Source organism: Vibrio sp. 10N.222.52.C3, assembly GCF_041474195.1.
GTDB lineage: Bacteria > Pseudomonadota > Gammaproteobacteria > Enterobacterales > Vibrionaceae > Vibrio > Vibrio crassostreae_C.
In genome coordinates this window covers 1-13,300 of the sequence record NZ_JBFRTQ010000072.1, presented here as the reverse complement: position 1 = coordinate 13,300, position 13,300 = coordinate 1, and the positions used below count along the sequence as shown (strand labels likewise).

The 13,300-nt window shown below is 44.5% G+C and carries 10 protein-coding genes; 7 read left to right on the top strand and 3 right to left on the bottom strand.

Features of this window, described 5'->3' with window-relative positions; genetic code table 11:
• Positions 1-61 precede the first annotated feature (61 nt).
• Positions 62-817 carry a tRNA isopentenyl-2-thiomethyl-A-37 hydroxylase MiaE gene (miaE, locus tag AB4517_RS11715; RefSeq protein WP_017060242.1) on the bottom strand — a complete coding sequence of 252 codons (756 nt, stop codon included), beginning with the start codon at positions 815-817 and terminating at the stop codon, positions 62-64.
• A 143-nt stretch (positions 818-960) separates the two neighbouring features.
• A complete protein-coding gene (locus tag AB4517_RS11710; RefSeq protein ID WP_017060243.1) occupies positions 961-1,725 on the bottom strand; it encodes a hypothetical protein in 765 nt (254 codons plus the stop codon).
• Positions 1,726-2,047: 322 nt separating this feature from the next.
• Between AB4517_RS11710 and cysB the strand changes: the two genes are divergently transcribed.
• The gene (gene cysB, locus AB4517_RS11705; protein ID WP_017060244.1) at positions 2,048-3,022 is read left to right on the top strand and encodes an HTH-type transcriptional regulator CysB; all 975 of its coding nucleotides are present in this window, start codon (positions 2,048-2,050) and stop codon (positions 3,020-3,022) included.
• 140 nt (positions 3,023-3,162) lie between these two features.
• The gene (locus AB4517_RS11700) at positions 3,163-4,365 is read left to right on the top strand and encodes a methyltransferase (protein ID WP_102393838.1); all 1,203 of its coding nucleotides are present in this window, start codon (positions 3,163-3,165) and stop codon (positions 4,363-4,365) included.
• Between the two features lie 155 nt (positions 4,366-4,520).
• On the opposite strand, the gene ald is transcribed toward AB4517_RS11700, so the two are convergent.
• A complete protein-coding gene (gene ald / locus AB4517_RS11695) occupies positions 4,521-5,645 on the bottom strand; it encodes an alanine dehydrogenase (protein WP_017060246.1) in 1,125 nt (374 codons plus the stop codon).
• 156 nt (positions 5,646-5,801) lie between these two features.
• On the opposite strand from ald, the gene lrp reads away from it, so the two are divergent.
• From lrp to serS, 5 genes are all read left to right on the top strand, one after another.
• Entirely contained in the window at positions 5,802-6,296 is a 495-nt protein-coding gene (gene lrp / locus AB4517_RS11690; RefSeq protein ID WP_004734558.1) for a leucine-responsive transcriptional regulator Lrp, read from the top strand.
• A 163-nt stretch (positions 6,297-6,459) separates the two neighbouring features.
• Positions 6,460-9,642 (top strand): DNA translocase FtsK 4TM domain-containing protein, encoded by a 3,183-nt coding sequence (locus AB4517_RS11685; protein ID WP_372148390.1) that lies wholly within the window; start codon positions 6,460-6,462, stop codon positions 9,640-9,642.
• A gap of 75 nt (positions 9,643-9,717) precedes the next feature.
• Positions 9,718-10,314: an outer membrane lipoprotein chaperone LolA gene (gene lolA, locus AB4517_RS11680; RefSeq protein ID WP_017060248.1), complete on the top strand. Its 597-nt coding sequence runs from the start codon at positions 9,718-9,720 to the stop codon at positions 10,312-10,314.
• Between the two features lie 64 nt (positions 10,315-10,378).
• Positions 10,379-11,734: a replication-associated recombination protein A gene (locus tag AB4517_RS11675; protein WP_372083369.1), complete on the top strand. Its 1,356-nt coding sequence runs from the start codon at positions 10,379-10,381 to the stop codon at positions 11,732-11,734.
• A 142-nt stretch (positions 11,735-11,876) separates the two neighbouring features.
• The gene (gene serS, locus AB4517_RS11670) at positions 11,877-13,184 is read left to right on the top strand and encodes a serine--tRNA ligase (protein WP_017060250.1); all 1,308 of its coding nucleotides are present in this window, start codon (positions 11,877-11,879) and stop codon (positions 13,182-13,184) included.
• The last annotated feature ends 116 nt before the right edge of the window (positions 13,185-13,300 follow it).

The window sequence follows — 13,300 nt, the reverse complement described above, 5'->3', positions numbered from 1 at the left end:
GCCTCCTCCTACTCGATTAGTCTGGATTAGTCTAAACTGGACTGAATGTTCTGTGTGGAGCCTAAACCGGAGCACCACTATGGAATTTGAAGTCGCTGTCTTCTGAAGTGATAAGATCAGCTTCTACTTGAGCAAAATGCGAAATACGCTCTGAAATATCTTTCCCTGCGATCTGTTCTGCTAGCTCAAGGTAATCTTGGTAGTGGCGAGCTTCTGAACGAAGTAGAGACACGTAAAACTTCTCCATGTCTTCTTCCAAGAAAGGAGCCAATTTAGCGAAGCGCTCACAAGAGCGAGCTTCAATAAACGCACCGATGATAAGCTTATCAACCAGAGCATCAGGCTCGTAAGTCTTAACTTGTTTGATCAAGCCCTTAGCGTAACGACCCGCCTCGATTGGCTGGTAAGTCACGCCTTTCTTCTCCATCAACTCCATGACTTGGTAGAAGTGATGCAGCTCTTCTTTGATCAGTAAAACCATCTTATCGATTAGGTCAGCACCGTAATTACAGCCTTCTTTCGCTGTGATTTGCTTGGATACGTTGCTTTTACCACGCAGAGACTCTAAGTCTCCGATACGACGGTAAGCAAATTGCTCGTATGGCAAAATCCATTCATTCAGTTGCTTCGCGCTTTCTTTATCGACGGCGTACTTGCGAATAAGGAATAAAGCACTCTGTGCCGCCTTAAGTTCACACAGCATGTGATCGCGTAGAATGATGTGAAGATTTTCTGGCTTTTTGGCTTCATCTATCCATGAATCTGGCGTTTCGGCTTTAAGAAAAGAGTGGATTGGAGCGAGTAATTCTTGATACATGGTCAGGGAAAGTTTGTTGATAATGCGGGGATTTTATCACAGCTCAAGAGATCTCCCTATACCGAGAAAGGAAATTCAACAGCTACAAAAAAGGCCGCCTATTTAATGTAAATAAGGCGGCCTTTAAGTGTTGAGTTAGACTGTTACCATTTCTTCTTCTGACCGAAGAGGGCATCCATATCGTCTTCTCGTTCTTTAGATTCCATCTGCTGCAAATCTTGAGCGTTTTTGTCTTGGCGTTTCTGGTCAAGCTCGTTAAGCATCTGTTGAAGCTTTTCTTTGGCTTGATTAGAGTACGAGTCGTTCTTAGTCGCCAAAGCATCAATACCTTTGCGTAATAGCTGAATCGCTGTTCCCGGTTGTCCGCGAGAAATCGAATCGTTTGCACGTTTGATAACATTTTCAATGTTAATACGGATTTGAATTGTTTCTAGGCGAGCATTTTCAACCACATAAGCTTGAGTCTCGAAACGGCCTTTATTGTGCTCGTTGCGCACCGTATCACGCAGGCGTTTAACTAACTTAAGCATCATGATCGCTTGCTTGTCACTACTTGGTACGCGGAAAGCGGTACTCTCGCCACCTTTGTAGTTCTCTTTTAGCTGAGTGATTTGTTGTTTTACGCTTTCAATGCGTTGGGCAAGCTGCTTATTTTTTGGATCGAGTTGATACATGTTTTCTAATGCATCAAGAATTCGATTGTTTAAGCATACAAGAAGATCTTGGCTAAACGGCATGTGATGAGCGTTGCCAATCAGTTCTTCTGTACCGTCAATAATGGTTAGATAACGAGAAGCTTCCTGTTTCTTCGCTGTTTCTACCTTAACTTTATATTGAAGCATGATGTTGTAGCCTAAAACTAACACCAAAAGAACGGCTACTAAGACGATTATTAAACCAATATTCATATATTTGAGTCTGCTTATTATTTTCTATAGCTAACCGGAGAGGATACACGATTCCATTGTGTATCGGCACTCGTAAATTGCAATTTCTGATTATCTCTTGTTGAGCGAAATCGGCAATCAAAACTTACCAACTAATGTATGAGAATGAGGGTTGGGTTGCAAAGCGTTAGTGATGTTTTTGTTTGTTAAGCTAGAAAAACTCAATTTTCCTGTCATTTTTGTGTTCGAAGCGTTATAACTATTAATTATATTACACGCGACTATAACGCTCTCTTTGCAAATAAGTTAGCACAGAAATGAGTAAAGGATTACGAGGTTAGATATGAAGTTACAGCAACTGAAGTACATTGTTGAGGTTGTAAACCATAACCTAAATGTTTCAGCTACAGCAGAGAGTTTGTACACATCTCAGCCTGGCATTAGTAAGCAAGTTAGATTACTTGAAGACGAACTAGGCATTCAGATTTTTGAGCGTAGCGGCAAGCATCTAACGCAGGTTACCCAAGCGGGTGAGGATATCATTCGTATCTCTCAAGAGATTTTGGCGCGCGTTGAAAGCATTAAAGCGGTAGCGGGTGAACACACACATCCAGAGATGGGTACATTGAATATTTCAACGACTCATACTCAAGCTCGTTATGCACTGCCTGATGTGATTAAAGGTTTCACGGCGCGCTATCCAAAAGTATCGCTTCACATGCACCAAGGTACGCCAAGCCAAATGTCAGAAGCCGTCGCTAAAGGTACAGCGAATTTTGCGATTGCAACGGAAGCGCTACACCTTTACCAAGATGCGATTATGCTGCCTTGTTACCACTGGAACCGTTCGATCGTCGTGACCAAAGATCATCCCCTGGCACAGAAGCGTAATATCACGATCGAAGATCTTGCGGCTTACTCTCTCGTGACTTATGTATTTGGTTTCACTGGCCGTTCTGAGCTTGATACCGCGTTTAACAAAGTAGGTTTAACACCGCGTGTTGTGTTTACTGCGACCGATGCAGACGTAATCAAAACCTACGTTCGTATGGGCATTGGTGTTGGTGTAATTGCAAGTATGGCTATTGACCACGAGCAAGATACTGATTTGGTTGCGATTGATGCGAGCCATCTATTTGGTGCGAGCACAACCAGCATTGGTTTTAGAAAAGGCACCTTCTTGCGTTCTTACATGTTTGATTTCATGGAGCGTTTTGCACCGCACTTAACTCGCCCTGTGGTTGAGCAAGCTATTTCTTTGAAATCGAACGAAGAGATCGAAGAGATGTTTAAAGATATCGAACTGCCAGTTCGTTAATCTCATCGTGTAAATTTTGATTCTTATTCGGCCTGTATTTGCAGGCCGTTTTTCTTTTGGGCTTTTAGTTTTCGTTTTCTTTATCGGGCCTTTCCATTTCGACCTCTTACCCCTACAATCCACGCATCATAGGGGGAAGCATGCATTCACGATTTAAAATACTCGATTCATTTTTGCTAGAGCATCAGATTTACTGGCGTTCAGAGCCTTTTCACCTATGTCAAACTCAACAGCAGCCGTGGAAAGAGGTCAATCGTCCACTCGTTGATTGGTTAGAAAGCTTAGATAATGAAAGCATTCAAACCTTAAAAGAGCAGCCTCAGCTTTTGATTGAGGAACTGACTCGTTTCCTACCTGAATTAGAAACTGCTACCCAAAACATCCAGTTCGATAACACTGCTTTGGTTGGTTTAGACCTCCCACGTGGTACTGCTGATGGTATTCCTGGCCGAAAGCTACATCAAATTGTCGCAATGGGCGAGGCTGCATTATGCCATCACCATGGCAAAGAGTGGCTCGAGTGGTGTTCTGGTAAAGGCTTTCTTGGTCGAATCCTATCTCAGCAATCGGATCAAAAAGTCACTAGCTTTGAATGGCAGCAATCGTTATGCGAAAGCGGACAAAAGATTGCGGATGACCAGAAGTTAGCGATGGATTTTGTTCAAGGAGATGCGTTTTCAGACAAGGCCGATGACGTGTTTAATTCGTACCAACATGCCGTGGCCCTTCATGCTTGTGGTGATCTTCATGTTGAGCTAGTTAAAAAGTCAGTGTCACATGGGCTACCAGCGGTCACTATTTCTCCTTGTTGTTATCATCTTATTCGAGACGAAAACTATCAAGCGATGTCTTCTATCGCGAAAAGCTCAGCATTAACGTTAAGTAAGAGCGACTTGAGAATCCCGCTTCAAGAAACCGTTACTGGTGGTGAAAGAGTAAAAAGACATCGTCAACTAGAGATGAGCTATCGTCTAGGCTTCAGCCAGTTGCTTAAGGCTGAACTTAACATTGACGAATACATTCCTGTACCGAGCATCAAAAAATCAGAGTTAGCTGAGGGTTTTGAATCTTTCTGCCGTTGGGCATCTGAAGTGAAAGAGCTATCGCTGGGCTCAGATATTGATTTTGACTCTTATTTGATTCAAGGCGAAGCGCTTTTCTGGGAAATGGAAAAGCTGAGTTTGGTTCAACAAGTCTTTAGACGACCATTAGAGATATGGCTGGCTTTAGATCGCGCTATCTATCTGCAAGAGCAAGGTTATGAAGCTACGATTGAAGAGTTCTGTGAACGCAGTATTACGCCAAGAAATCTATTGATTCATGGGGTTAAAATCGAGCGCTAGTGGTAAACCGTACTGTTACGTGTTTTTACGAACTAAATCCATTAATGCAAAAAAGCCAGCGCGACATAATGTCGTACTGGCTTTTTGTTTAATGTGTATGAGTTAACTGAACGCTTCAACGAGAAGATTATTGCGTTCAGTTAGTCATTACATCATTAGTTAAACATTGCGATTGCTTCTGCTGGGTCTACGTATTCAAGGTCAAAGCTTTCTGCAACTTCTTTACAAGTTACTTTACCGTGAATAACGTTTAGACCTTCTAGGAAGCCTTCATCAGATAGAAGTGCTTCGCGGTAGCCTTTGTTCGCTAGCTTAACAATGTAAGGAAGTGTTGCATTGTTTAGTGCGTAAGTTGAAGTACGAGCAACAGCGCCAGGCATGTTTGCAACACAGTAGTGAACTACGTCATCAACAATGTAAGTTGGGTCTGCGTGAGTGGTTGCGTGAGAAGTCTCGAAACAACCGCCTTGGTCGATTGCAACATCAACAACTGCTGAACCTGGCTTCATCTTAGCGATGTGCTCTTTTGTAACCAATTTTGGAGCTGCTGCGCCAGGAATTAGTACTGCACCAATTACTAGGTCTGCTTCTAGAACATGCTTCTCAATGGCGTCTTCAGTAGAATAAACCACTTTTGCGCGACCTTGGAATTCTTCATCAAGTCGACGCAGTGTATCTACGTTACGGTCAAGAATTGTAACATCAGCGCGAAGGCCTACAGCCATACGTGCTGCGTTAGCACCTACAACACCGCCACCAACAACAACAACTTTTGCTGGTTCAACACCTGGAACGCCACCAAGAAGAAGACCACAACCACCGTTAGATTTCTCTAATGTTTGTGCACCTGCTTGAATAGACATACGACCAGCTACTTCAGACATTGGTGCTAATAGTGGCAAGCGACCCATATTATCTGTTACAGTCTCATAGGCTACGCAGACAGCTTTGCTCTTGATAAGCTCTTCAGTTTGTGGAAAATCTGGTGCAAGGTGTAAATAGGTAAATAATATTTGCCCTTCGCGAAGCATAGCTCGCTCGACAGCTTGAGGTTCTTTAACCTTTACAATCATCTCTGCTTTCGCGAAAACGTCAGCAGCAGTAGGAAGAATGGATGCGCCTACAGCGATGTAATCATCGTCTGAAAAACCGATACCAGTACCGGCATTGGTTTCTACAAAAACTTGGTGGCCGTGTGAGATTAGTTCTCTCACGCTAGCTGGGGTCATACCAACGCGGTATTCGTGGTTCTTGATTTCCTTAGGTACGCCAATGATCATCCTGACTCCTCATTTTATTTTGGTTGTTTTATCTATGTGTAGGGTAATTCTGTCGAATTAATATCTAGTATAGATAGGTTTAGATAAAATTTGATACTGAATATTAAAAAGTTGTAGTATATTTTTTTGCAAGGAAGTAATAAGGTGGAATAAAAAATGGCAGACAATTATAAGAAGCCGTCCAAGGAACTAGATCGTATTGACCGCAACATTCTTAATGAGTTGCAAAAAGACGGTCGTATCTCAAACGTTGAACTCTCAAAACGAGTAGGACTTTCTCCAACTCCATGTCTTGAACGTGTTCGTCGTTTAGAACGTCAAGGTTACATTACTGGGTACACAGCGTTGCTGAACCCACAGTACCTTGATGCTTCACTTTTAGTGTTTGTTGAAATTACGTTGAACCGTGGTGCGCCAGATGTGTTCGAACAATTCAACACAGCTGTGCAGAAACTGGATGACATCCAAGAGTGTCATTTAGTGTCGGGTGATTTTGACTATCTTCTAAAAACACGTGTATCTGATATGGGTGCTTACCGTAAGCTACTGGGTGATACGTTACTTCGTCTACCGGGCGTAAACGACACTCGAACTTACGTAGTAATGGAAGAAGTGAAACAAACCAATCAACTTGTGATTAAAACTCGTTAGTCACAATTGGTGAAATGAAAGAAAGCGGACATTTGTTCCGCTTTCTTGCTTTCTGGAATTGGGTTTTTCTGTTTGATATGGTTAAATCAACAGTAGTTTCATTGAAACGAGCGGCTTTGGCCGCTCGAGATGTTTTTATCCCGTTTAATTATTAAGTTGGTTTATGTTCAAGCAGAGCAGTAATAAAGTAGAAACAATCATTAAAACGAGTGAAGAGCCTCAGTCTCCTCGTTTGAGTGGTTCTCAACGTCTCAAAGAGTGCAGTCTGATTCTCGGTGTTCTCTTCTCTATTCTACTTGCCGTTGCGTTATTAACTTTTAGTCCTGCAGACCCATCATGGTCGCAAACGGCGTGGGGTGGTGACATTCAAAATGCGGGTGGCTACCTAGGTGCTTGGTTGGCGGATACGCTTTTCTTCGTATTTGGTTCTTTGGCTTACCCTTTGCCTATCTTAGTGACGGTTGCTGCGTGGGTATTATTCCGCAAACGTAATGAAGACGAGCAGATCGACTTCATGCTGTGGGGCACTCGCTTACTTGGCCTGACTATCCTAATTCTTACGAGTTGTGGTTTAGCGGATATCAACTTTGACGACATCTGGTACTTTTCATCCGGTGGCGTAGTGGGCGACGTCTTAACAAGCCTTGCTCTTCCAACGTTGAATGTTCTTGGTAGTACGCTGGTTCTTCTTTTCTTATGGGGGGCTGGCTTTACTCTATTAACCGGTATTTCTTGGTTAAGTATTGTGGAATGGTTGGGTGAATGTGCCATCAAATTCTTCACGTCTGCTGTTAATAAGGCTCGTGGACAAGACCAAGAGCTGCTTGAGCCTCAATTAAGAGAATCAGCAGACCGCGATTTAATCGAAGAACGTCATCAGCAGCATCAAGCGCCAACTTACCGCGATGTTCCTGCTATAGAAGGCAACAAAGAATCAACAGAGCATGATCCGCTAGATCCTGCGATGAGTTTTTCTGCGACCAATGAGTCGGCAGACGTGGCGACAAATGCGCGAGACAATGCTGCATCGCCGAAGCGTCATTACAATATTCATATGCCTGTCGATGCTCCTGCGAAACAAGAAGCTCCTGTTCATGAAGAACCTCAGGTTCAGCCTCAAGCGGTAATTGAGTCAGAGCAAACGATCCCTGCAGCAGCTGTTTACCAAGCGCCAGAAGAACCGCTAGAAGAAGGTATTGAGCGCTCTAAACAGTTGAATGCAACGATAGAGCAGCTAGAAAATGCGGCCATGTATGAAGATGACCTAGCAGAACAAGATCAGGTTGACGCGCATGATTCTCAGGTTGCTTACCAACAATACATGCAGAACGAACAACCAGAAGTTGACCCTGCTCATGCTGACCTTAGAAGTGCTGAACCAGAATTAGATAGCTCACCACAAGTAAATGGCGAATTTGGTTCTGAAGATGTTCAACCTGAATCTTTATACGCTTCACCTATGGGCGAGCCAGAAGCAACCGTGGAAGACGATTTCTCTGCACAACCTTCACCGTTTGATGTTACGGAAGAGCAAAGCTACCAACAGGGCTCAGAGCTTGAATCAGAACAGGCTGAAGCTGAATTAGCTGACGCAGCATTAATCGAAGAACAGTTTGAACCTTTCCCTTATCAAGAAGAACATTCAGAACCTGAACAGCCAACAGCACAAAACCTAGAGCCAACTGTTGATCTTCCTTGGGAAGAAGTAACGGAAGAAGAACCTGCGCATCAAGATCAAGATCAAGATCAAGATCTCGCCGCATTCCAAAGCATTGTTTCTGAAGCCCAAGCGAATATGGCAGCGGCGCAGAATCCGTTCTTGGTTCAACAAGATGTTAATTTACCTAAGCCTGCTGAGCCATTACCCACGCTTGAATTGTTATTCCACCCTGAAAAGCGTGAAACCTTTATTGACCGTGATGCGCTAGAGGCAATTGCTCGTCTTGTTGAATCTAAGCTAGCGGACTACAAGATCAAAGCAGACGTTGTCGACATTTTCCCAGGTCCAGTAATCACTCGATTCGAACTTGATCTGGCTCCAGGTGTGAAAGTAAGCCGTATTTCTGGCCTTTCTATGGACTTAGCGCGTTCGCTCTCTGCATTGGCAGTACGTGTCGTAGAAGTGATTCCGGGTAAACCTTATGTTGGCTTAGAACTGCCGAATATGAGTCGCCAAACGGTATTCTTCTCAGACGTGGTTGCTAGCCCTCAGTTCCAAGAAGCGAAATCGCCAACGACAGTGGTTCTAGGACAAGACATCGCTGGTGAAGCCGTTATTGCTGATCTATCGAAAATGCCTCACGTTCTGGTTGCAGGTACAACCGGTTCTGGTAAGTCGGTAGGTGTGAACGTAATGATTCTGAGTATGCTTTACAAAGCATCACCGGAAGATGTTCGCTTCATCATGATCGACCCGAAAATGCTTGAGCTATCGGTTTATGAGGGTATTCCTCATCTATTGTCTGAAGTGGTAACCGACATGAAAGATGCGTCGAACGCCCTTCGTTGGTGTGTTGGCGAGATGGAACGACGTTATAAGCTGATGTCAGCATTAGGCGTTCGTAACATTAAAGGTTACAACGATAAGCTTAAGATGGCAGCGGAAGCGGGTCACCCAATTCACGATCCACTGTGGAAGCCGGGCGACAGCATGGACCCAGAAGCGCCATTGCTTGAGAAACTGCCTTACATTGTGGTTATCGTTGATGAATTTGCCGACCTAATCATGGTGGTTGGTAAGAAGGTTGAAGAACTGATTGCACGTTTGGCACAAAAAGCACGTGCGGCGGGTGTTCACTTGATCCTAGCGACGCAACGTCCATCAGTGGATGTTATTACTGGTCTTATTAAAGCGAACATTCCAACCCGTGTGGCCTTTACGGTATCAACTAAAACGGATTCACGAACTATCCTTGACCAAGGTGGTGCGGAATCACTATTGGGCATGGGTGATATGCTTTACTTGCCTCCTGGTTCTAGCCATACAACTCGTGTTCACGGTGCCTTTGCATCTGATGACGATGTACACGCAGTCGTGAATAACTGGAAAGCGCGTGGTAAGCCAAACTATATTGATGAAATCACCAACGGCGAACAAACCCCAGAAACCTTGCTTCCGGGTGAGAAGATGGAAGGTGATGAAGAGGTCGATCCTCTGTTTGATCAAGTGGTAGAACACGTTGTTCATTCACGTCGTGGCTCAGTTTCAGGCGTACAGCGTCGATTCAAGATTGGCTACAACCGTGCTGCACGTATTGTCGAGCAACTTGAAGCTCAAGGTATCGTAAGTGCTCCAGGTCATAACGGTAACCGAGAAGTCTTAGCACCAGCGCCACCAAAAGATTAGTTCCGGTAGGAACTCATAACTATTCAGTCGGTCAAATCGAAAATATGACCGACTTATGTTCTAACAGGATTATTGATGAAAAAAGTATTCGCACTTTTATTTATGAGCTTCTCAGTGTTTGCTTCTCCGAAAGAAGAGTTGAGTAGCCGCTTGGCATTAAACGCAGGCTTCAGCGCTGACTTTAAACAAGTCGTGACCAGCCCTGATGGTGATGTTGTTATGGAAGGTGAGGGCACGGTAGAGATTGCACGCCCAAGCCTGTTCCGCTGGGAGACCACGTTCCCTGATGAAAACTTGTTGGTATCTGATGGCCAAAGCTTGTGGTACTACAGCCCGTTCATTGAGCAAGTGAGCATTTATTGGCAAGAGCAAGCGACATCACAGACACCTTTTGTCCTGCTTACACGTAACCAAGAAAGTGATTGGGATAATTATAATGTGGCGCAAACGGGTAACCAATTCACGCTAACGCCAACTGCTGTCGATTCTAATCAGGGTGACTTCCAGATTAATATCACCGAAAAGGGCATTGTTCAGGGCTTTAATGTGATTGAACAAGACGGTCAAAAAGGTGAGTTTACCTTTAGCAATGTTGATTTGGGTAAACCTGCAGCAGACCGCTTTACTTTTGTGGCACCGGAAGGTGTCGAGGTCGACGACCAAAGAAACTGATCTAAACAAGCAGATCGTTTGGTAGTACGTCGATAGGCATTAATGCCATCAACGAATCAAGAGATTGCAATTGAGTAATTACAGCTTAGATTTTGCGGGGGACGAAGATTTTCGTCCCCTTGCTGCTCGTATGAGACCGGAAACTGTCGAACAGTACATCGGTCAGCAGCATATATTAGGCCCAGGTAAACCACTTCGCAGAGCGTTGGAAGCGGGCCATATCCACTCGATGATTTTGTGGGGGCCTCCGGGCACCGGTAAAACGACGTTAGCCGAAGTTGCAGCAAACTATGCGAATGCTGAAGTGGAACGTGTATCGGCGGTAACCTCGGGCGTAAAAGACATTCGTATTGCAATTGAAAAAGCGCGCGAGAACAAGCAAGCAGGGCGCAGAACCATCCTGTTTGTGGACGAAGTCCATCGCTTTAACAAAAGTCAGCAAGATGCTTTTCTGCCTCATATCGAAGATGGCACCGTGACCTTTATTGGTGCGACGACAGAAAACCCATCTTTTGAACTGAACAACGCTTTGTTGTCACGTGCGCGTGTCTACAAACTGACGTCCCTGAACACAGATGATATTTCTCTTGTCATTCGCCAAGCGATTGAAGATAAGCAACGTGGGTTCGGTGATGTGCCTGTTGATTTTGCTGATAATGTTTTAGATCGCCTTGCAGAACTGGTTAACGGCGACGCGCGTATGTCGCTTAACTACCTTGAACTGCTGTATGACATGGCAGAAGACAACGATAAAGGCGAGAAAGCGATAACCTTGCAGTTGTTGGCTGAAGTGGCTGGTGAGAAAGTCGCTCGTTTCGATAACAAGGGTGATATTTGGTACGACCTAATCTCCGCGGTTCATAAGTCAATTCGTGGCTCAAACCCTGATGCGGCCTTGTACTGGTCAGCACGAATGATTGCTGCGGGTTGTGATCCTTTGTATATCGTTAGACGCTTGCTGGCGATTGCTTCTGAAGATATCGGTAACGCTGATCCTCGCGCCATGCAGGTAGCGATGTCGGCTTGGGATTGCTTCACGCGCATTGGCCCTGCTGAAGGGGAGCGTGCGATTGCGCAGGCGGTTGTTTATCTCGCATGTGCACCAAAGAGTAACGCCGTTTACACCGCGTGGAAGCAAGCGTTAACAGATGCTCACAATCTTCCTGAATATGAAGTGCCGCATCATTTGCGAAATGCACCGACAACTTTGATGAAGGACATGGGCTACGGGCAAGAATACCGTTATGCTCATGACGAACCAGGAGCCTACGCCGCTGGTGAAAAGTATCTGCCTCCTGAAATGGGAGAGAAGCAATACTATTTCCCAACAAAACGAGGCTTAGAGACCAAAATTGGCGAGAAGCTAGATTATCTGGCGGATTTGGACGCAAAAAGCCCACAAAAACGCTATGAAAAGTAGTCTTTTTTGGATATCGTTACCTAGTCATAAAATTTCAATTAAATCGTTATAAATTGGTCGAAATAACACCAGTTTTAGGGGTTTAGCAGTGATTCAGTAGCAAGCTACTGAATATTCAAATAACTAAAGCATAGGATTAGCAATGCTGGATTCTAAATTACTTCGAGCTGAGCTGGATGAAACAGCGGCAAAATTAGCACGTCGAGGCTTCACCCTTGATGTAGAGACAATTCGTGAACTTGAAGAAAAACGTAAGTCCCTTCAGATGAAAACTGAAGAGCTACAAGCGTTACGTAACTCTCGATCGAAGTCCATTGGTCAAGCGAAAGCAAAAGGCGACCATGAAGAAGCTGAGCGTATCCTTGCAGAAGTAGGCAACTTAGGCGCAGAACTAGACCAAGCTAAAGTAGCATTGGCTGATCTTCAATCTGAGCTAGAAACGATCACAATGTCTATTCCTAACCTACCTGATGCAGAAGTGCCAGATGGTAAAGATGAAGACGATAACGTAGAAGTTTCTCGTTGGGGTCAACCTAAGACTTACGACTTTGAAGTGAAAGATCACGTCGATCTTGGCGAAATGTCTGGCGGTCTTGATTTTGCTAGCGCAGTTAAAATCTCGGGTTCTCGTTTCATCGTGATGAAAGGCAAATTTGCACGTCTACACCGTGCTATTGCTCAGTTCATGCTGGACCTTCACACTGATGAGCACGGCTACACAGAAATGTACGTACCGTATCTAGTGAACCACGATAGCCTTTACGGTACTGGTCAACTTCCTAAGTTCGGCGAAGACTTGTTCCACACAAGCCCGCTAACTGAGCAAGTAAGTGACGTACCTCTTAAGACTCTATCGCTTATCCCTACTGCGGAAGTACCGGTAACGAACATGGTTCGTGACACGATCACTGATGAAGCTGAACTGCCACTTAAGATGACAGCTCACACGCCGTGTTTCCGTTCTGAAGCGGGTTCTTATGGTCGTGACACTCGTGGTCTTATCCGTATGCACCAATTCGATAAAGTTGAATTAGTACAAATCACTAAGCCAGAAGACTCAATGGCAGCGCTTGAAGAGCTAACTGGCCACGCTGAGAAAGTACTTCAACTTCTAGAGCTTCCTTACCGTAAAGTGATTCTATGTACAGGTGACATGGGCTTCGGTTCTGCGAAAACTTACGACTTAGAAGTATGGGTTCCAGCACAAGAGACTTACCGTGAGATTTCTTCTTGTTCAAACATGTGGGATTTCCAAGCGCGTCGTATGCAAGCTCGTTTCCGTCGTAAAGGCGAGAAAAAACCTGAACTTGTACACACACTAAACGGTTCTGGTCTTGCTGTTGGTCGTACTATGGTTGCTATCCTTGAGAACAACCAAGAAGCAGATGGCCGTATTGCTATCCCAGAAGTACTTCAACCATACATGGGCGGCGTAACGCACATCGGTTAATTAGATTGATTAAGCATTAGGTTACTTATAAAACCCAGCCAACAGGCTGGGTTTTTTATTGCCTATAGAATAGTGCAGTGGCGAGAAATAAATAATTTTTGTTACCTATGTGTAAT

Coding starts and splice junctions, on each gene's coding strand:
- miaE (WP_017060242.1), bottom strand. CDS start 817: ATGTATCAAGAATTACTCGCTCCAATCCACTCTTTTCTTAAAGCCGAA.
- AB4517_RS11710 (WP_017060243.1), bottom strand. CDS start 1,725: ATGAATATTGGTTTAATAATCGTCTTAGTAGCCGTTCTTTTGGTGTTA.
- cysB (WP_017060244.1), top strand. CDS start 2,048: ATGAAGTTACAGCAACTGAAGTACATTGTTGAGGTTGTAAACCATAAC.
- AB4517_RS11700 (WP_102393838.1), top strand. CDS start 3,163: ATGCATTCACGATTTAAAATACTCGATTCATTTTTGCTAGAGCATCAG.
- ald (WP_017060246.1), bottom strand. CDS start 5,645: ATGATCATTGGCGTACCTAAGGAAATCAAGAACCACGAATACCGCGTT.
- lrp (WP_004734558.1), top strand. CDS start 5,802: ATGGCAGACAATTATAAGAAGCCGTCCAAGGAACTAGATCGTATTGAC.
- AB4517_RS11685 (WP_372148390.1), top strand. CDS start 6,460: ATGTTCAAGCAGAGCAGTAATAAAGTAGAAACAATCATTAAAACGAGT.
- lolA (WP_017060248.1), top strand. CDS start 9,718: ATGAAAAAAGTATTCGCACTTTTATTTATGAGCTTCTCAGTGTTTGCT.
- serS (WP_017060250.1), top strand. CDS start 11,877: ATGCTGGATTCTAAATTACTTCGAGCTGAGCTGGATGAAACAGCGGCA.